Annotated in this window: 15 protein-coding genes; 3 read left to right on the top strand and 12 right to left on the bottom strand. The window is 72.0% G+C overall.

Going from position 1 to position 19,337, the window contains the following annotated elements:
- Positions 1-309: 309 nt before the first annotated feature.
- Positions 310-1,164: a bifunctional methylenetetrahydrofolate dehydrogenase/methenyltetrahydrofolate cyclohydrolase gene (locus ACIOKD_RS04515; RefSeq protein WP_402078077.1), complete on the bottom strand. Its 855-nt coding sequence runs from the start codon at positions 1,162-1,164 to the stop codon at positions 310-312.
- Between the two features lie 296 nt (positions 1,165-1,460).
- Here ACIOKD_RS04515 and ACIOKD_RS04510 point away from each other — a divergent pair, with 296 nt between their 5' ends.
- The gene (locus tag ACIOKD_RS04510; RefSeq protein ID WP_402078074.1) at positions 1,461-2,117 is read left to right on the top strand and encodes a hypothetical protein; all 657 of its coding nucleotides are present in this window, start codon (positions 1,461-1,463) and stop codon (positions 2,115-2,117) included.
- Positions 2,118-2,429: 312 nt separating this feature from the next.
- On the opposite strand, the gene purH is transcribed toward ACIOKD_RS04510, so the two are convergent.
- A complete protein-coding gene (purH, locus tag ACIOKD_RS04505) occupies positions 2,430-4,061 on the bottom strand; it encodes a bifunctional phosphoribosylaminoimidazolecarboxamide formyltransferase/IMP cyclohydrolase (RefSeq protein ID WP_402078072.1) in 1,632 nt (543 codons plus the stop codon).
- The gene (gene purN / locus ACIOKD_RS04500; protein WP_402078069.1) at positions 4,058-4,687 is read right to left on the bottom strand and encodes a phosphoribosylglycinamide formyltransferase; all 630 of its coding nucleotides are present in this window, start codon (positions 4,685-4,687) and stop codon (positions 4,058-4,060) included. Before purN ends, purH begins: the two co-directional genes overlap by 4 nt.
- 372 nt (positions 4,688-5,059) lie before the next feature.
- On the opposite strand from purN, the gene ACIOKD_RS04495 reads away from it, so the two are divergent.
- Complete coding sequence (locus ACIOKD_RS04495) at positions 5,060-5,890, top strand: hypothetical protein (protein WP_402078066.1); 831 nt, start codon at positions 5,060-5,062, stop codon at positions 5,888-5,890.
- 24 nt (positions 5,891-5,914) lie between these two features.
- Here the strand turns inward: ACIOKD_RS04495 and ACIOKD_RS04490 are convergent, their stop codons facing one another.
- Entirely contained in the window at positions 5,915-7,963 is a 2,049-nt protein-coding gene (locus tag ACIOKD_RS04490; RefSeq protein WP_402078064.1) for a DUF6350 family protein, read from the bottom strand.
- On the opposite strand from ACIOKD_RS04490, the gene ACIOKD_RS04485 reads away from it, so the two are divergent.
- Positions 7,904-9,154, top strand: coding sequence for an RNA polymerase subunit sigma-70 (locus ACIOKD_RS04485; RefSeq protein ID WP_402078062.1), 1,251 nt, complete (start codon positions 7,904-7,906; stop codon positions 9,152-9,154). The two genes, ACIOKD_RS04490 and ACIOKD_RS04485, sit on opposite strands and share 60 nt — an antisense overlap.
- A gap of 85 nt (positions 9,155-9,239) precedes the next feature.
- Here the strand turns inward: ACIOKD_RS04485 and sucD are convergent, their stop codons facing one another.
- The 8 genes from sucD to ACIOKD_RS04445 form a co-directional block, all read right to left on the bottom strand.
- Positions 9,240-10,148, bottom strand: a complete 909-nt coding sequence (sucD, locus tag ACIOKD_RS04480; RefSeq protein WP_402078060.1) for a succinate--CoA ligase subunit alpha — start codon at positions 10,146-10,148, stop codon at positions 9,240-9,242.
- Positions 10,149-10,169: 21 nt separating this feature from the next.
- The gene (gene sucC / locus ACIOKD_RS04475) at positions 10,170-11,348 is read right to left on the bottom strand and encodes an ADP-forming succinate--CoA ligase subunit beta (protein WP_402078057.1); all 1,179 of its coding nucleotides are present in this window, start codon (positions 11,346-11,348) and stop codon (positions 10,170-10,172) included.
- Positions 11,349-12,048: 700 nt separating this feature from the next.
- Positions 12,049-12,471, bottom strand: a complete 423-nt coding sequence (locus ACIOKD_RS04470; protein WP_402078054.1) for a hypothetical protein — start codon at positions 12,469-12,471, stop codon at positions 12,049-12,051.
- Complete coding sequence (locus ACIOKD_RS04465; RefSeq protein ID WP_402078051.1) at positions 12,438-12,824, bottom strand: hypothetical protein; 387 nt, start codon at positions 12,822-12,824, stop codon at positions 12,438-12,440. Before ACIOKD_RS04465 ends, ACIOKD_RS04470 begins: the two co-directional genes overlap by 34 nt.
- 223 nt (positions 12,825-13,047) lie before the next feature.
- The gene (locus tag ACIOKD_RS04460) at positions 13,048-14,073 is read right to left on the bottom strand and encodes a hypothetical protein (protein WP_402078048.1); all 1,026 of its coding nucleotides are present in this window, start codon (positions 14,071-14,073) and stop codon (positions 13,048-13,050) included.
- A 298-nt stretch (positions 14,074-14,371) separates the two neighbouring features.
- Positions 14,372-15,598: a VWA domain-containing protein gene (locus tag ACIOKD_RS04455; RefSeq protein ID WP_402079175.1), complete on the bottom strand. Its 1,227-nt coding sequence runs from the start codon at positions 15,596-15,598 to the stop codon at positions 14,372-14,374.
- Between the two features lie 2 nt (positions 15,599-15,600).
- Positions 15,601-18,120, bottom strand: a complete 2,520-nt coding sequence (locus ACIOKD_RS04450) for a DUF5682 family protein (RefSeq protein WP_402078045.1) — start codon at positions 18,118-18,120, stop codon at positions 15,601-15,603.
- Positions 18,117-19,265, bottom strand: a complete 1,149-nt coding sequence (locus ACIOKD_RS04445) for an AAA family ATPase (RefSeq protein ID WP_402078042.1) — start codon at positions 19,263-19,265, stop codon at positions 18,117-18,119. Before ACIOKD_RS04445 ends, ACIOKD_RS04450 begins: the two co-directional genes overlap by 4 nt.
- Positions 19,266-19,337: the final 72 nt, after the last annotated feature.

The raw sequence follows: 19,337 nt of genomic DNA, 5'->3' as shown, positions 1-19,337 counted from the left end.
GCTGAGCCCGAGGCTGATACGGAGCCCGAGTCCGAGCCCGAGTCCGGAGCCGAGTCCGGGCCGGACGCCGACTTCGCGGCCGGGGCCGAGCCCGGAGCCGGGTCCGAGGTCGACTGAACGGCATCCTGCCGGTCCGGGGCTCCGTTCTCGGCCGTGGCCGACGCCGTGGCCGACGCCGTGCCTGACGCCGTGCCTGACGCCGTGCCTGACGCCGTGTCTGACGCCGGCGCGTCACCCGTACCCCGGACCTCGCTCTCCGTCGCGGTCACGGTCACGGCATCCTTCTGCGCCGGGGCCACCGGCTCGCGCTCAGCCGGCACTGCGTTCCGCCGCCTCGACCACGTTGACGAGGAGCTGGGCGCGGGTCATCGGGCCCACTCCGCCCGGGTTGGGCGAGATCCACGCGGCGACCTCGGCCACGCCGGGGTGGACGTCGCCCACGATCTTGCCCTCGGCGTTGCGCGAGACGCCGACGTCGAGGACGGCCGCCCCCGGCTTCACGTCCTCGGGGCGGATCAGGTGCGCGGAACCCGCCGCGGCCACGATGATGTCGGCCCGGCGCAGATGCGCGGCCAGATCACGCGTACCGGTGTGGCACTGCGTGACCGTCGCGTTCTCCGAGCGCCGCGTGAGCAGCAGCGGCATCGACCGGCCGATGGTCACACCACGGCCGACGACCACGACCTCGGCGCCCTTGATCTCCACTCCGTACTGCCGGAGCAGGGTGAGGACGCCGTTCGGGGTGCAGGGCAGCGGGGCCGGCTCGTTCAGGACGAGACGGCCGAGGTTCATCGGATGGAGCCCGTCCGCGTCCTTGTCCGGGTCCATCAGTTCGAGAATGCGGTTCTCGTCGATGCCCCTGGGCAGCGGCAGCTGGACGATGTACCCGGTGCAGGACGGGTCCTCGTTGAGCTCGCGGACGACCGCCTCGATCTCCTCCTGCGTGGCGGTCGCGGGCAGTTCACGCTGGATGGAGGCGATCCCGACCTGCGCGCAGTCGCGGTGCTTGCCCGCGACGTACTTCTGGCTGCCGGGGTCCTCACCGACCAGGACGGTCCCGAGTCCGGGCGTGATGCCCCTCTCTTTCAGGGCCGCCACACGGACGGTCAGGGCGGACTTGATCGCGGCTGCGGTGGCCTTGCCATCGAGAATCTGGGCGGTCATGTGCCCATCCTCGCGGATGACGGGGCCCTGGTTCCAATCCGGCCCCCCGCCTACGGCCCCCGAGCTCCCCCGACACCCCGCCCCGCCCCGCGCCTGTCCCGCTTCGCCCCATGATCGGCGAGGTTGCACTTGCACAACGCAGCCGGTATCCGGCTGGACAAATAAGTGACGCGTTAAGGACGATGAATGACACAGTGCCGCGGACAGTACCGGGGGGACGAACCGCATCTGTAGAACTTTCCTCCGAATGCGCCGCGTCGTCCCCGCACTCGACGCAACGACGGAGGAAAGACGCCATGAGTTTCGGCGATCCGAACAACCCCTACGGCCCGCCTCCCCAGGGCCAGCAGCCCGGATATCCGCCGCAGCAGCCGCAGGGCCAGCCCGGTTACCCGCCCCAGCCTCCCCAGGGCCAGCCCGGTTACGGCTACCCGCAGGGCGCCCCGCCGCAGCAGCCCGGCTACGGATACGGCTACCCGCAGCAGCCGGCGTATCCCGGTTACCCGGGCGGGAACCACCTGCCCATGGAGATGCCGGGTCTGATGAAGACCGCGCGCGTCCTGCTGTTCATCCTGGCGGGCCTGCAGCTCCTGGTCGGGATCATCGCCGGCATCGTGGTCGGCGCCGCGCAGGACGCGTCGAACGGCTTCGGCAGCGGTGACGACACCGACACCTTCGCGGGCCTCGGTTTCGTGTTCGCGGCGCTCCTGGTCGGCGTCGGCGCCCTGTCGATCTTCCTGGGCGTCAAGTTCAAGAACGGCGGCACCGGCATCCGCGTCACGACGATCGTGTACGCGTCGCTGATGATCCTCGGCGGTCTCAACAACACCGTGCAGGGCGGCGGCGGTTCCATCACCTTCGGCGGGATCATCTCCCTCGCCATGGCCGGCATCATCCTCGCCTCGATGGTGAACGGCGCCGCCTCCGCCTGGTTCAAGCGTCCGCGGTACTGACTTCGGGGGCGACACGTCACGCCGAGGGCCGTGCTCCGTCCCGCCCGGGAGACACGGCCCTGGCGCACCTGCAACACGAGCAGCGCTACAAGGCCGCCGGCATCCCCACGGAGGCCGACCGCAAGGCCGTGCACTTCGACGGCAGGAGCTACACGGGGAAGAACAAGACGTGGAAGGACGTCGCCGGCAAGAACTGCTGAGGACACCACGGCGGCGGTCGAACTCCTCCGGCGGCGAAGGGCCGGGCTTCGACGACAACGGCCCGCCGGTGTACTGGAAAGTACTGCCGACGGACCGCCCCACGCGTGCGGCTCAGTGGAAGAAGTGCCGCGTCCCCGTGAAGTACATGGTGACGCCGGCCTTCTTGGCCGCCTCGACCACCAGTTCGTCGCGGACCGAACCGCCGGGCTGGACCACCGCCCGGACGCCGGCCGCGGTCAGGATCTCCAGGCCGTCGGGGAACGGGAAGAAGGCGTCCGAGGCGGCGAAGGAGCCCCGGGCACGCTCGGCGCCCGCGCGCTCGACCGCGAGCTTGGCGGAGTCGACACGGTTGACCTGGCCCATGCCGACGCCGACCGAGGCGCCGTCCTTGGCGAGGAGGATCGCGTTGGACTTGACGGCCCGGCAGGCGCGCCAGGCGAAGGCCAGCTCGTCCAGCTCGCCCTGCGAGAGGGCGTCGCCGGTCGCCAGGGTCCAGGAGGACGGGTCGTCGCCGGCGGCCTGCAGGCGGTCGGCGGCCTGCAGGAGCCGGCCGCCGTCGATCTGCTTGACCTCGACCGGCGCGGACGGACCCTGGTGGGCGCGCAGCACGCGGATGTTCTTCTTCTTGGCGAGGGCCTCCAGCGCGCCGTCCTCGTACTCGGGCGCGACGATGACCTCGGTGAAGATCTCGGCGACCTGTTCCGCCATCTCCTTGGAGACGGGGCGGTTGACGGCGATGACACCGCCGAACGCGGAGAGCGGGTCGCAGGCGTGCGCCTTGCGGTGCGCCTCGGCGACGTTCGCGCCGATCGCGATGCCGCACGGGTTGGCGTGCTTGATGATCGCGACACACGGGTCGTCGTGGTCGTACGCGGCACGGCGCGCGGCGTCCGTGTCCGTGTAGTTGTTGAACGACATCTCCTTGCCGTGCAACTGCTCGGCGTCGGCCAGGCCGCCCCCCGCGGCGGAGCCGCTGATGGATGCGGTGTCGACGTACAGGGCGGCGCCCTGGTGAGGGTTCTCGCCGTAGCGCAGGGTGTTGCGCTTCTCGAAGGTCGAGCCGATGAACTCGGGGAAGTCCGAGTCGTCGGCGGGCGCGTACTCGCTCGCGAACCAGGAGGCCACGGCCACGTCGTACGCGGCGGTGTGCTGGAAGGCCTCGGCCGCGAGCCGCTTGCGGGCGTGCAGGTCGAAGCCGCCGTCGCGGACGGCGGACAGCACGTCGGCGTACCGCTCGGGGCTGGTGACCACGGAGACGGACGGGTGGTTCTTGGCGGCGGCGCGGACCATCGAGGGGCCGCCGATGTCGATCTGCTCGACGCACTCGTCGGGGGTGGCACCCGAGGCGACGGTCTCCCGGAACGGGTAGAGGTTCACGACCACGAGCTGGAACGGCTCGACGCCCAGCTCGCCGAGCTGCTCCCGGTGGGACTCAAGGCGCAGGTCGGCGAGGATGCCCGCGTGCACGCGCGGGTGCAGCGTCTTGACCCGGCCGTCCAGGCACTCGGGGAAGCCGGTGAGCTCCTCGACCTTGGTGACGGGGACCCCGGCGGCGGCGATCCGCGCGGCGGTGGAACCGGTGGAGACCAACTCCACGCCTGCCGCGTGCAGGCCACGGGCGAGCTCTTCGAGTCCGGTCTTGTCGTAGACGCTGACGAGCGCGCGCCGGATGACCCGCTTGCTGCTCTCGGCCGTGTCTGTGCTGCCGGCGCTGCCTGCGCTGCCTGTGCTCTCGGCGGTCACTGGATAACTACCTTTCGTCCCTCGATGCGATAGCCGTTGCGGGCGAGCCGCCCCACGACATCGACGAGCAGCCTTCGCTCGACTTCCTTGATGCGCTCATGGAGAGCGGACCCGTCGTCTTCGTAGTCCTCGTTGCGGACCTCGACCACGCCCTGGGCGATGATCGGGCCGGTGTCGACGCCGTCGTCGACGAAGTGGACGGTGCACCCGGTGACCTTCGCGCCGTAGGCGAGGGCGTCACGGACGCCGTGCGCCCCCGGGAAGCTGGGCAGCAGGGCGGGGTGGGTGTTCACGCACCGGCCGCCGAAGCGGGCAAGGAACTCCTTGCCCACGATCTTCATGAACCCGGCCGAGACGACGAGATCCGGTGCGTACGATCCGGTGGCGTCGGCCAGTGCCGCGTCCCACTCGTCACGGGTCCCGTAGTCCTTCACCCGGCGGACGAAGGTCGGCAGCCCGGCACGCTCGGCACGCTCAAGACCCGCGATGTTCTCGCGGTCCGCGCCGACCGCGACGATCTCGGCTCCGTAGCCGGCCACCCCCTGCGACGCGATCGCGTCGAGGAGAGCCTGCAGATTCGTACCTGATCCGGAGACCAGCACGACGAGGCGCTTGGCCTTGGCCACGACGGGGCCCTTTCTCGGGGAGTGCCTTTGTATGGTCGTACGAATGCTTCGCGCCCCCGAATACGGGGAAGTCTACGAAGCGGCCGACCGCCGGCAACGATACCGGCACACCGGGCGGCCCCCACGGGACGGGGGCGTGGCCGGAAGGTAGCGTCAGGGGAGGAACCACTCCGGGAGGACGGTCCGCGCAGGGGAACGCCTTGTGCGTACGGGACGTTGACCGGGGACAGGTACAGCTACAGCTACAGCTACAGGTACGAATGTCCGGGAAGTGAGCCCCCGGAGGCGTAGCCGACTCTGTGGACAGTTGCCCGCCGATCACCAGCGCCGATCACCACCGCCCGACACCACCAAGGGGAAGACGCACACCTGATGCCGGACCGAAGTCTCCGACGCCCTCCGCTCCTGCTGCGCGAGCGGCGCTCCTCTCCCACTCCACCGCGGGAGAGCGACGACGTGCCCGAGAGCGGGCAGGGCTCCGGCACGCCGGCCACCGGGCAGCGGCCCGAGCCGCCCCGGGCGCCGGGAAACCCCTCGGACGACAACCCCTTCGCCCCGCCGCCGGAAGGCACCCCCGACCGGCCGTGGCAGCCGCGGCGGCCCGCGGGCGGCCAGGGTCAGGACGACAGGGGCGGCCAGGACGACGGCAGCTCCCCCTGGGGCAGCCAGTGGAGCGACCGGCAGCCGGGGCCCTCCCAGGGCGGCCGTTTCGGTGACAAGCCGGGCTCCGGCAACTCGGGCGGCCCCGGTGGCGGCCAGGGCGGTCCGGAAGGGTCCGGCGGCCCGGGAGCGGGGATGCGCTGGGACCCGGCCGACCCCCCGCAGAGGCGCGCCCGGTACGCACTGCTGTCCGGCATCTGGGCGTTCTTCTTCGCCCTCTTCAGCTGGCCCTACATGGCGTTGCTGCTCGGCGCACTGGCCCTCTACTGGTCGATCAGCGCCCTGCGCGCCAAGCCGCGCTCGACGAACCCTGACACCCCGGCACCGGTCGGCCAGGGCTCCAGGCCCCAGACCACGGCGGCGATCACCGGCCTCGTCACGGCGTCCCTGGCGCTCGCCATGGTCGCGATGACGTTCACCGCACAGCTCGTGTACCGCGACTACTACACCTGTGTGAACGACTCCCTCACCAACACGGCGGAGAAATCCTGCGACACGCTGCTGCCGGACGAGCTGCGGGGGCTGCTGGGCACACGCGACTGACCGGGGGCCGGATTCCACCGGGCGTCAGTCCGGGGGGTCGACCCGGTCGACGGGGGTGGACGCCTGCTTCAGCGCCGCCCAGCGGGTCTCGCGTGAGACGTCGTCGTGCCAGTCGTCGTGCCAGTCGTCGTGCCAGAGGGAACCGTGGGAGTCGGAGGGCGGCAGGAAGTCGTACGGCTCCAAGTCGGGATCGGGGGCCGTGGGACTCGTACGGCCGCCGGTTGTTCCACCGGACTCCCTCTCCGTTCGCCGCCCGTGCCGGAACCGCGAGAACCAGCGGGTTCGCGGGGACGGCTCCGGCTCGGCGGAGCCGGAGGGTTCCCGGAGCGGGGGCGAGGGAATGGGCGGGGGCGTGGGGTCCGCCGGAGGCACGGGTGAGGCCGTAGGTCCCTGCGGCTCCTGAACCGAAGACACCTGCACCGAAGGCACCTGTGCGGGCGGCGCTTGAGCGGGCGGCGCCTGGGACACCGGGCTGCTGGACCCGTTCGCCGGAGCCGCCGGAGGCTCGTGGATCAGAAACTCATAGATCGAGTGCTCCCCGGCCGACCGCTCCCCGGCCGGCTTTCCCTCGGGCGGCTGCCCATCGCCGGATTGCTCATCGCCGGACTGCCCGTCGCCGGACTGCCTACCGGCGGACTGCCCGTGGTCTCGTGCGCGCCGAGCCCACAGGCCCCGTACGCGGAAGCCGGGTACGGGGCGTACCCCACGTCCGCGTACCCGGCTTCCGCGTACCGGAAAGCTTCGTACCCGAAAGCCCCGTACCGGGAGCGCCACGCCCCGCAGGACACCCGAGTCCGCGGCCGGTACGCGCGGTGCCCGTGTGCGGGGCTCGCGCAGGCGCCAGTAGCGCAGGGCCAGGCCCGTCGGCAGGCCCACCGCCGCGATCCAGAGCGCCGCGGCCGGCCCCGTCTGCCACCAGACAGGGCCGAACTCGGCGAGCGCGGCCACCCCGAGGGGCCCGCCTGCCAAGGCGGCGAGGACCGCGAGGGCCAGGCCGCACAGGGCCGCCGCGAGCGCCAGGGCCCCGGCGGTACGTCCTGCCGACCAGGCCGCCGCGCGCCGATCCGCCGGCGGGGCCGCGTCCTGCCCCCCGCCCGTACGCGTGCGCCCCGGCACCCCAGCCCCGACCGTGAACCACGCCACCACCACACCGGCCATCAGGGGCACGGCTCCCGCCGCCCAGTTCGGCGCCGTCCCCGGGCCGGCGTCCGGAAGGGCCGCCAGCAGGGGAAAGGGGGGCAGTCGCGAGCCGGGGTCCGACAGCAACGGCCCCGCCGTATGCCCGGTCCCGAGCGCGAACCCGGGGCCGAGCGCGTACGCGGCCCCCCACACCGCCGCGTTCGGAACGAGGGCCAGCGCCAGCAGCAGCACCGCGAACCGGCCCGACCAGTTGTCCGTGAGCTGCAGGAACGACAGCCGCGCCGGACCTCCGTGCCACACCAGCGAGACACCGACGAGCACCGCCCCGCCACCCACGAGCGCCGCGGCCCCCGCGGCCGCGGCGCGTACGGCGTCCAGGAGCCGCGCCCCGGCGACGAACGACGTGACAGACGATGCGACAGACGACGTGACGGACGACGTGACAGACGCGAGGTGCAGGGCGCCGAGAGCGTGGCACAGAGACCGTGGCAGCGGCCCGAGCGGTCGGCCGTACGCCGTCCAGACGCCCGCTCCCGCCGCGGTCACCGCGAGCAGCGGCGGCCACAGGACGACGGACGTCCACGACGGGCTCGGTTCGCCGCCCGAGGCGTACACCGCGGCGGCGGCGCCGACCGTCAGGTAGCCCGTGACGGTTCCGGCCCACGCCGCGCGAACGGCGGGCGACGGCGCCCCAGGCTCGTCACCGTCGGCCGGCTTGCCGTCCGCCGCGTCGCGCGCCGCGCGGTACAGCAGCCACACGGGCAGGGCGACCAGGAGCAAGGGAGTCACCCCAATGGGCGCGGGTACGCCGGACAGCGTGTCCGTACGGACGAGTTCGGCGCCGTGCGCCAGTAGCCACAGCGCGGCGGCGACGTGCAGGGCCCCGTCGGGACCGCTGTCCGGGTAGGGCGAGCTGATCCACAGGACCGTCACGAGGACGGCGAGTGCCGCCAGCCCAAGGCCCGCCGCGAGGGCGCCGCCGACCAGGCCGGCGGCCAGTCCGGGTGGCCGTTCGCGCAGCCGGGCGAGCGGCGGCGGCGACGACGGGCTGCGGTCCGGGCTGCGATCGGGACTGCGATCGGTCATCTGGGTCACGCCCGCCATGCTGCCAACGACACGCGCTTTCCCGTCGTAACAGGCGAACCTCGGATGTGTCGCTCAATATACGTTTATGTGCTTTTACGTACGAAAGGGTGCCCGGTGACGCAGACCGCTGCCCCCGCCGACGCCGAGCCCGATGCCGAGCCCGATGCCGATGCCGAGACCGATGCCGAGACCGGTACTGGTACCGGCGGCGCTGATACCGACGGCGCCGCCACCACCGGCCTGACGCCCGCTCAGGCCTTCGACGCCCTCTACGCGTACGCCGCCCCCGCCCTCGTACGGCAGGCGTATCTGCTCACCGGGCGGCGTGAGCTGGCGCGGGAGTCCGTGGAGCGGGCCTTCCAACTGGCGTGGCAGCGTTGGCCCGAGGTGGCGGTCGACCGGGATCCGGCGGGCTGGGTGCGGGCGGCGGCGTACGAGTACGCGATGTCCCCCTGGCATCGGCTGCGGCTGCGCCACCGGGTCCCGGAGCCGCCGCCGGCCGCCCTGGACGACCGCCGGCTGTTGTCGATACTGCTCAAACTGCCGCCCGTGTACCGGCGGACCCTGCTCCTCTACGACGGTGTCGGGATCGGGCTGGCGGAGATTGCGGCCGAGACGGAGGCGAGCACTCCGGCGGCGGCGAACCGGCTGCTGTACGCGCGCGCGGCCGTCGCCCGGCGCCTGCCCGAACTGGCGGAGAAGGGGGAGCTGCGACGGCGGCTCACGGAGCTCGGCGGCACGGAACGGCTGCGGACCGCTCCGAAGCCCGTCGTCGTGCGCTCGGGCAGCGAGCGCCGGGCCCGCTGCTGGACCCGCGCGGCCATCGCCTTCACGGTCCTGATCATCGGCTCCACCGCGTTCACGCTGCACACGGCCCCCGATCATTACGAGGCTCCGCAGGCCCCGGCCACGAGGGTGCCCGGAGTTCCGCCGCGTTCCGGGCCCGCCCCGCTGTCGGAGGAGGACATGGAGGTCCGCGCCAAGCTCCGCACCATGTTCGGCAAGGGCCCGGAGAGACTCCTGCCGCAGCTCCGCTGAGAGCCGCCCGGCAACGCCGACGGGCCCGCACCCCGGGTGTGGGGTGCGGGCCCGTCGGCGTACCGACAAACAGTGGACCGGCTGGTCAGCCGGCGAGGATGGCGCGGGCCAGCTTCGCCGTCTCGGTCGGCGTCTTGCCGACCTTGACCCCGGCGGCCTCAAGGGCCTCCTTCTTGGCGGCAGCCGTGCCGGAGGAGCCGGAGACGATGGCGCCGGCGTGGCCCATGGTCTTGCCCTCGGGCGCGGTGAAGCCCGCGACGTAGCCGACGACCGGCTTCGTCACGTTCTTCGCGATGTAGTCCGCCGCACGCTCCTCGGCGTCGCCGCCGATCTCACCGATCATGACGATCAGGTCGGTGTCGGGGTCGGCCTCGAACGCGGCGAGCGCGTCGATGTGCGTCGTACCGATGACCGGGTCGCCGCCGATGCCGACGGCCGACGAGAAGCCGATGTCACGGAGCTCGTACATCATCTGGTACGTCAGCGTGCCGGACTTCGAGACCAGGCCGATGCGGCCCGGCTTTGTGATGTCGCCCGGGATGATGCCGGCGTTGGACTGGCCCGGGGTGATGAGACCGGGGCAGTTCGGACCGATGATGCGGGTCCCCGCTGCGCCGGCAGCTGATGTCTCGGCGCCCTTCGACTTCGCGTACGCCCAGAAGGCGGCGGAGTCGTGGACGGCGATGCCCTCGGTGATCACGACGACAAGCGGCATCGCGGCGTCGATGGCCTCGATGACAGCGGCCTTCGCGAAGGCCGGCGGCACGAAGACGACCGACACGTTGGCGCCCGTCTTCTCGATGGCCTCGGCGACCGTGCCGAAGACGGGGATGTCGGTGCCGTCGAAGTCGACCGACGTGCCGGCCTTGCGCGGGTTCACGCCGCCGACGACGTTGGTGCCGTCGGCGAGCATGAGCTTGGTGTGCTTCATGCCCGTGGCACCGGTCATGCCCTGGACGATGACCTTGCTGTCCTTGTTGAGGAAGATAGCCATGGCTGTTCTGTCCCTCGTCCCTTACTTCGCGGCCGCGAGCTCGGCGGCCTTGTCGGCCGCGCCGTCCATGGTGTCCACGCGCTGCACCAGCGGGTGGTTGGCGTCGGAGAGGATCTTGCGACCCAGCTCGGCGTTGTTGCCGTCGAGACGCACGACCAGCGGCTTGCTGACTTCCTCGCCCTTGTCGGCGAGCAGCTGCAGCGCCTGGACGATGCCGTTGGCGACCTCGTCACAGGCCGTGATGCCACCGAAGACGTTGACGAAGACGGACTTGACGTCCGGGTCGCCGAGGATGATCTCCAGGCCGTTCGCCATGACCGCGGCGGAGGCGCCGCCACCGATGTCGAGGAAGTTGGCCGGCTTCACGCCGCCATGGTTCTCACCGGCGTACGCGACGACGTCGAGGGTGCTCATGACGAGACCCGCGCCGTTGCCGATGATGCCGACCTCGCCGTCGAGCTTGACGTAGTTGAGGTTCTTCGCCTTGGCGGCGGCCTCAAGCGGGTTGGCCGACTCCTTGTCCTCAAGAGCCGCGTGGTCCGCCTGGCGGAACTCGGCGTTCTCGTCCAGGGAGACCTTGCCGTCCAGCGCCAGGACCGCGCCGGAGGCGACCTTGGCGAGGGGGTTGACCTCCAGGAGGAGCGCGTCCTCCGCGACGAAGGTCTCCCACAGGGTCACGAGGATCTCGGCGACCTGCTCGGCCACCTCGGCCGGGAACTTCGCCAGGGCCACGATCTCGCGGGCCTTCTCGATCGAAACGCCCTCGACGGCGTCGACCGGGACCTTCGCGAGGGCCTCGGGGGTCTTCTCCGCGACCTCCTCGATGTCCATGCCGCCCTGTACGGACGCCATGGCGAGGAAGGTGCGGTTCGTGCGGTCGAGGAGGTACGAGACGTAGTACTCCTCCAGAATCTCCGGGGCCGTCTCGGCGATCATCACCTTGTGGACCGTGTGGCCCTTGATGTCCATGCCGAGAATGTCCGTCGCGCGAGCGACGGCCTCGTCCGGGGTGGCGGCCAGCTTCACGCCGCCGGCCTTGCCGCGGCCACCGACCTTGACCTGCGCCTTGACGACGGACTTGCCGCCAAGTCGCTCGGTCGCCGCGCGCGCCCCTTCAGGCGTGTCGATGACTTCACCGGCCAGCACCGGTACACCGTGCTTGGCGAAGAGGTCCCTCGCCTGGTACTCGAACAGGTCCACGCGCGTCCGTCCCTATCAGGTAATTCGCGGTTCGTTGTCTGCGTGGGCGTGCCGCGAGGGCAACGTGACTGCGCGGTCACAAGGAGGGCGTGAGCACGGTGGCCGACACGCGGCATGTCCGTCTCGCAGGTTATCCCCGCAGGCGGTGGGCTCGTAAATCGCGGATCACACCTGGGCGGTGATTACGGTCACAGAATGCCAGTCGAAAGGGCCTCACCAGGCTGGGGTTTGCCTGGTGAGGCCCCTCTGACAGCCCCTGAAACTGACCTGAGGGGCGTGGGCCCGCGATCCTCACCCCAATGAGGACCGCCGGCCCGGACCGCGGGGTCGTGCCCGGACGGACCGAACGGATTTCGGCCGTACGGGCCCTGCGCCCTGCGGAGTCGGACGGGTTCGGAAGCGGTTCGAGAGTGATTCGAGAGCGGTTCGAGAGCGGTTCGAGAGCGGTTCGAGAGCGGTTCGAGAGCGGTTCGAGAGCGGTTCGAGAGCGGTTCCGTTGCGGTTGTGATGTGGTTCTGCTGGGGCTCTGCTGGGGCTCTTACGCGCTCGGCATGCGAGGCGAATGCGACGCGGGAGCGGCTTCGGGTGCACTTCGGATGCGCTTCGGATGCGCTTCGAGTGCACTGCGGGTGCGCTGCGGACGGGGTGCGGACGGGGTGCCGTACGGTCTGCCGCCGGGCTCGGCCGAGCGACGGCATGGTCAGCCGCCGTGCGCGGAACCGCCTCGGACGGGCGGCAGACAGCTCGGCGTGACGTACGCGGCCACGTCCGTCACGCCACCGACCGCGTTCGCGGCCAGCGGGACGGCGGCGGACTCGACGGAACCGGTCCGTCCGGCCGTCCCGGCCGCGAACGGGGCTATCTTCCCGACCTCGTCGGCCACCTCGGCCACGCCATACGCGAACGGCCGGATGTCGCCCGTCACGCCGTACGCGAGCGTCGTGGCGCTGCCGCCCACTCCGTCCACTACGGGCTGGACGTCATCGACGTACTCGACGTACTCGACGTACTCGACGTACTGCACGGCGGCCTTCACGACCGGCCGCGCCGCATCGCCGACGCCCTCGGGGAACGGGCCGACCCGGCCGGTCACCCCGTACGCGATCGGCGGTATCCCGCCCACGACTCCGCCCGCGACGGGGAGCGCGCCGTCGGCCGTCTGACCGACGACGGACCGGTGGACGGAAGTGAGGGCCTGCTCCGGCTCCCGCTCTGGCTCTGGCTCTGGCTCCCGCTCCGGCTCCGGCTCCGGCTCCCGCTCCGGCTCCGGCTCCGGCTCCGGGGCGAAGCCAGCAGGGGGCCGAAGAGGTAGTCGGCCTCGTCCTCGGGGCGGGGGTCGGCCGCATCGGCCGCGTTCTCCGCCTGTGCGACCTGGTGCGCGGGCAGTTCGTCGGCACTCGTGACGGCGGAACCGAGTGTCCACGTGCCGGTGACGTCGGCGGCTATGACGACGGAACGGCGGATGTTCTCGTACATGCGTGCGTCAGATCCTTCGGATACCGAGAGTTCGGGACGGCTACGGGACGGGGCGGCTACGGGACGTGTGCGGGACGTCCGGTGGGGAGGGGCCGGTTCTCCGGAAGGTCGCCGCGCCGGTGAAGGGAGCCGGTGCGTGGAGACGACCACCGACACCCGCACCCGTGACGGGCGCGCTCTCCGGGCAGGCGGACAGACCTGTTCGGCGGAGGGGAAGCCGGCTCTAACCGGGGGACGCCGGAATATCCCGGTGCCGGTCCCGGGGCCCGGCCGCGGCGACATCCGCGGCAGCGCTGGGCACCAGCGTCGGCCGGGCCCTCTCGTTCAGAGTCACGGCCTGCGCGTCGCCGTGCCGCGGCGACCCGTTGTCGACCGCGGAATGACGCGCCAGCGCACCCGTGGGGTCACCGTCGGGCACCTGGTGCACGGGCGCCTGCACGGCCGCCGTCATCTGGCTGTCCCGGGCGCTCCGGGCATGCCCCTGGTGGCGCACGTCGTCACCGGTCGTCGCTAGGCCACCGGCGAACCGCGGCCCGTACACCGTCGCGCTGTTCTCGCCGCTCGACTTCTTCTCGACTGCCTGCTGCTGGTCCGAAGCCCCGCCGGGCTGCTGCGGCTCCACCGTCGACTCGGCCGGGAGAGTCTCGCCGGGAACCGCGGGCAACGGCAGCCCCGGTGATTCGGGCAGCTCGGGAACACCGGGCAGCGTGGGCAGTTGCGGCACCGACGGCCACCACTGCGGCGGCGCCGGCCGCTCGACGACCCCGTCGTCTATCCCGTCGCCTATCCCGTCGACTATTCCGCCGCCTATCCCTTCGCCTATCTCGTCGGTGATCTGATCTACCAGATCCCCGATGGGCTGGACGACGTGCCCGACGGTCGGCGGTATGACGCGCTCGGTGACCGGGCGAACGACCTCCTCGGTCACCGGCCGTACGACACGCTGGACTTCGTCGATCGCGGGCCGCGAGTCCGAGCCCAAGCCCGAGCCCGAGCCCGGCGACTGCTCGCCGGCCCACTTCCGCGGCGTGCCCGCCGTCAACCGCTCGGCCGAACCCGTCACCTCACGGGCAAGCTCAGCGGGCTTCTTGGCCGGCACGACACCGTCCACCGCGTGCGCCTGCTCCCCGCAGAGGAGCCCCAGCAGCAACAACCCGCCCACCAGCAACACCACTTGCAGCGCACGCCGCCCCACCACTCCACGCATCACGCGCAGAGCGGCACCGGGCGGTACGGCTGACAGGGCCAAGGCGGGCAGAGCCTCCCGTGCGGAGGGACAAGACGGAGCGAGGTGAGGTGGCGTGGTGAAGTGGAGCGAGGTGGGGGCGCGGTCGCGAGGCTGCACGCCCCCGAAGACCCGCAGATCCTCGCACGGGACTCCCGAGGTAGCGCAAGCCCTCTGTTACCGATGGATACTCATGTCCGCTTTATCCATCGCTCCCCTCCCACCTCCCCTCCCACCTTCTCCCCCACCTCCCCTCCCACCTTCTCCCCCACCTTCTCCCCCACCTTCTCCCCCTCCCTTCCCTCCCCTTTCTCTGCCGTCCCTACCGCGCCGGACTGCCGGTGTCCGGTATCGGCAGCGGGCGCTTCTCGATCGCCGCCGCCATCACCTCCGGAAAGAGGTCGGGCGTACAGGCGAACGCCGGTGCGCCCAGCCCCGCCAACGCCGCCGCGTGCTCACGGTCGTACGCCGGGGCCCCCTCGTCGGACAGCGCGAGCAACGTCACGAACTGCACCCCCGACGCCTTCATCGCGGCGACCCGCTTCAGCATCTCGTTGCGGATGCCCCCTTCGTAGAGGTCGCTGATGAGCACGACCACGGTGTCGGCGGGGCGTGTGATCTGCGACTGGCAGTACGCGAGGGCCCTGTTGATGTCCGTGCCGCCGCCGAGCTGCGTGCCGAAGAGGACGTCGACCGGGTCGTCGAGCTGGTCGGTGAGGTCGACGACCGCCGTGTCGAAGACGACGAGCCGGGTGTTGATCGACCGCATCGAGGCGAGGACCGCGCCGAACACCGACGCGTACACGACCGACGCCGCCATCGAGCCCGACTGGTCGATGCAGAGGACGACCTCCTTCTTCACCGACTGCGAGGCACGTCCGTAACCGATGAGCCGCTCGGGCACGACCGTGCGGTACTCGGGCACATAGTGCTTGAGGTTGGCCGCGACGGTGCGGTTCCAGTCGATGTCGTGGTGGCGCGGCCGACTGATACGCGCACTGCGGTCGAGGGCCCCCGTGAGGGTCGCCCGGGTGCGGGTCGCGAGCCGCTTCTCTAGGTCCTCGACCACCTTGCGTACGACCGCCCGTGCCGTTTCCTTGGTCGTCTCGGGCATCACCTTGTTCAACGACAACAGAGTGCCGACCAGGTGGACGTCAGCCTCCACGGCCTCCAGCATCTCCGGCTCCAGGAGCAGGGTGGACAGGCCGAGGCGGTCGATGGCGTCCCGCTGCATGACCTGGACGACGGAGGACGGGAAGTACGTCCGGATGTCGCCCAGCCAACGGGCGACGGACGGCGCGGACGCCCCCAGCCCCGCCGAACGCTCCTGCCCCGCCCGCGCCCTGCCGCCCTTCCCTTTCCCGTACAGCGCGCCGAGCGCCCCGTCCATCGCGGCGTCCTGCCCCGCGAGCGCGCAGCCCGTACCGTCCCCGTCCTCCCCGCCCAGCACCAGCCGCCAGCGCCGGAGCCGCTCGTCGGTGCCGCCGGCCTGGTCGGTCGCCCCGGCCCGGTCGTCCCGGCCCGCCGTTCCCACGCTCACCGCTCCCATACTCATCGGCCCGCCCCCACAAGGTCGTTGTCCCCGGAATGACCGAGATCACCGTCATCACCGTCATCACCGTCATCACCGTCATCACCGTCATCACCGAGAGCACCGAGAGCACCGAGAGCACCAACATCGCCGGCGGCCTCGTCCAGCCCCAGCAGCAGGCGCAGCACCGGCAGTACGGCGCCGGCGCGCTCCTCGTCCAGGTCGGGTCCGAAGCCTGGTGTCCCGGAAACGGTGTCCGCGACGCTCCCGCGCGGCCCCGGCCCGCGCCGGACCAGTTCGCCGAGGGTGCGGCGCACTCCGGGCTCGTACTCCGAGAAGGTGCGTCGCAGCAGCGGGAGTACGTCGGTGAACGCGTCCCCCGGCACACCCGTCAGCCAGGAGTCGACCAGGCCGAGCAGCCGCTCGTCGTGCACGAGCAGCATGCCGCCTCCCGATCCACCGCCGACGAACCCCTCGATCCATGCCGCCGCGTCGCCGGGTGCGGTCCCCGGTGACAGGACGAGCCCCATGAGCCGGGCCGCCTCCTCCTGCCCCAGCTCACCGTCGTCCAGCAGCAACCGGACGGCCCGCCCCCGCACGATGCCCGGAACGGTGTCCCGCGCGCAGAGCGTGCCCAGCACGGAGTGCCACCGGCCGCGTATGCCGGCCCTGGAGTCGTCCGCGCCTCCCTCGACCTTCTCGACCTTTTCGACCTCCTCGACCCCCTCGACCCCCTCGACCAGCAGTCCCACCGCGCCGTGCACCGCGTCGACGTGGCCTCGCATCTCCTCGGCGGCCTCCGCGTCGAGGGCGGCGCAGGCCGGGGGCAGCCCGACGAAGACCCGCTCCGCGAGCCCGGCGGCGACCTCGGCCAGGGCGTGGGTGCCTGTGCCCCGAACGTCGCCGTAGCGCAGGGAACGGACGAGGGCGGGCAGCGCCTGGGCGAGGTGGCCGACGTCGGCGTCCAGGGCGGCCCGGTCGGCGAGTATCCGCATGACCACGGGGAGGGCGTCCGGGAGTTCGGCGAGGAGGCAGCGCTCGGCGAGGCCCGTGACCTCGGCCAGGGACCGTGCGCCGACCGCGTCCGTCTCGGCCTTGGCGGTCGCGGCGGCGATCACCGTCGTACCCCACACCCCCGCCTCGGCGACGCGCACCGCGAGCTCCGGCTCCCAGTGCAGCCGCCAGGTCTCCCGGAACGTACCCGTGCTGCCGCGTGACGCGACCGGCTTTCCCCACCCGACGCCGAGGAGGCGCAGCCGGTGCAGCAGCCTGCTGCGTCCGCCGTCGGTCTCCTTGCGCAGGTCGAGCTCCAGCTCTCTCTCCTGTGCCTCCGGCTTGAGCCGCAGCCGCCGCTGGAGCCGGGCGAGGTCGCGCTGCAGCGGGACGGCGGGCGCCGTCGCGGGCACCTCTCCCAGGACGTCGCCGACGACGAGCCGGTCGTGCACGAGCGCGAGCGGTATGTCCGAGCCCTCGCACATCACGGCCCGTACGGCGTCGGTGGTTTCGGTGAGGCCCGGCAGGGGGCGGCCCCGCATGGCCGCGAGCGTGTCGGCGAGCCGCACCGCCTCGATGACGTGCGCGGAGGACACGGGCCGGTCCTCGTCCCGCAGCAGCCGGGCCACCTTCGTCATCCAGCGCTCTATGGGACGGTCGGCGGCGGCGAACAGGTGCCCGTACCAGCCGGGCGAGTCGATGCCCGCTCCGTAACCACTCGTGCGCGAGAGCCGTCGGTGGGTCCAGGGCACCCAGGTCATGTCGGCCTTCACCTTGGGCAGTCCCTTGAGCAGGGCCCGGTCGGCGGCGACGGCGGTCCGCTGCCGCAGCGCCGGCACATGCCAGGCGCCGCACACCACGGCCACGTCGTCCTCGAACTCCCGCTGGGCCGCCCGCACCTGGAGCCGCATGTACGCCTCGCGCACCAGATCCCGGTCGTGTCCCCCCGTCCCGTAGACCTCCCGCAGCGCCTCCATGGCCTCGCCGAGCACCTCGAACGGTGCGAACGCGTCCTCTCCCCGCGCCCCCCGGTGCTCGATCACGTCCTCCCACCACCGCTCGGGGTCGTCGTACCCGGCGGTCTCGGCGAGCACGGCGAGCGGATCGATCCGCACGGCCCGGGCGGGTTCGGAACGAGCCCCGTCCGGCTCCCCCTCGCCCTCCCCCACCTCTTCCTCCTCCTGCCGGGCGAGCGTGTGCGTGGCCGGGAGATCGATGAAGCGGGCCGGCACCTCGTGCTCCAGGGCCCAGCGGATGGCCACCCACTCCGGTGAGAACTCGGCGAACGGCCAGAACGCCGACCGTCCCGGCTCGTCCACGACATGCGCGAGGAGCGCGACGGGCGGCCGCATGTCCTCGTCGGCGGCGAGCGCGATCAACGCGTCGGCCTCCGGCGGCCCTTCGAGGAGCACCACGCGCGGGCTCGCCGCGTCGAGTGCCGCCCGTACGGCTCGCGCCGAGCCGGGCCCGTGGTGGCGCACCCCGAGCAGCAGAGGCCCGGGCGCCCTGCGGACTCCGGCCCGGCTCCCCGCGGCGTGCTCGCTCACGCGCTCACCTCCCGGCACGCCCGGTAGAAGTCCTTCCAGCCGTCGCGCTCACGGACGACCGCCTCCAGATACTCCTGCCAGATGACACGGTCGGCCGCCGGGTCACGGACGACGGCGCCGAGGATGCCCGCCGCCACGTCTCCGGCGCGCAGGACGCCGTCCCCGAAGTGGGCGGCCAGGGCGAGGCCGCTGGTGACGACGGAGATCGCCTCGGCGGTGGACAGCGTGCCGCTGGGCGACTTGAGCTTCGTACGCCCGTCGGCCGTGACGCCGTCGCGCAGCTCGCGGAAGACGGTGACGACGCGGCGGATCTCATCGATGCCGTCGGGCACGGCGGGCAGGTCCAGGGAGCGGCCGATCTGGTCGACGCGGCGCGAGACGATGTCGACCTCGGCGTCGGCGCTCTCCGGCAGGGGCAGGACCACCGTGTTGAAGCGGCGGCGCAGGGCGCTCGACAGGTCGTTCACCCCGCGGTCGCGGTCGTTGGCCGTCGCGATGAGGTTGAAGCCCCGGACGGCCTGCACCTCCGAGCCCAACTCCGGTATGGGCAGGTTCTTCTCCGACAAGATCGTGATGAGGCTGTCCTGTACGTCGGCGGGGATGCGGGTCAGCTCCTCGACCCGGGCCGTCATTCCCTCCGCCATCGCCCGCATGACCGGGCTGGGCACCAGGGCGTCCCGGCTCGGGCCGTGCGCGAGCAACTGCGCGTAGTTCCAGCCGTAGCGGATCGCCTCCTCCGGTGTGCCGGCCGTGCCCTGCACGAGAAGGGTGGAGTCGCCGCTGACCGCCGCGGCCAGATGCTCGGACACCCATGTCTTCGCCGTGCCGGGTACGCCGAGCAGGAGCAACGCCCGGTCGGTGGCGAGCGTGGTCACCGCCACCTCGACGATGCGCCGCGGTCCCACGTACTTCGGCGTGATCACCGTGCCGTCCGGCAGCGTGCCGCCCAGCAGGTACGTCGCGACGGCCCACGGTGACATGCGCCAGCGGGCGGGCCGCGGACGATCGTCCTGCGCGGCCAGCGCGGCGAGTTCGGAGGCGAACGCGTCCTCGGCATGCGGCCGCAACTCCTCACCCTTGTCCGGCGCGGGCACGGACGGGTGGTGGTTCGGGTCGACGGACGTCGGGTCGACGGACACGGACATGGAGCGGTCCCCCTTGCGGCTCGGCCGGTTCGGATCTGGTACCACCGTGCACCACGCCACTGACAATCGGCT

The sequence above is a fragment of the Streptomyces sp. NPDC087844 genome (assembly GCF_044742785.1).
Classification (GTDB): domain Bacteria; phylum Actinomycetota; class Actinomycetes; order Streptomycetales; family Streptomycetaceae; genus Streptomyces.
This window is presented reverse-complemented; position numbering and strand designations above follow the sequence as displayed.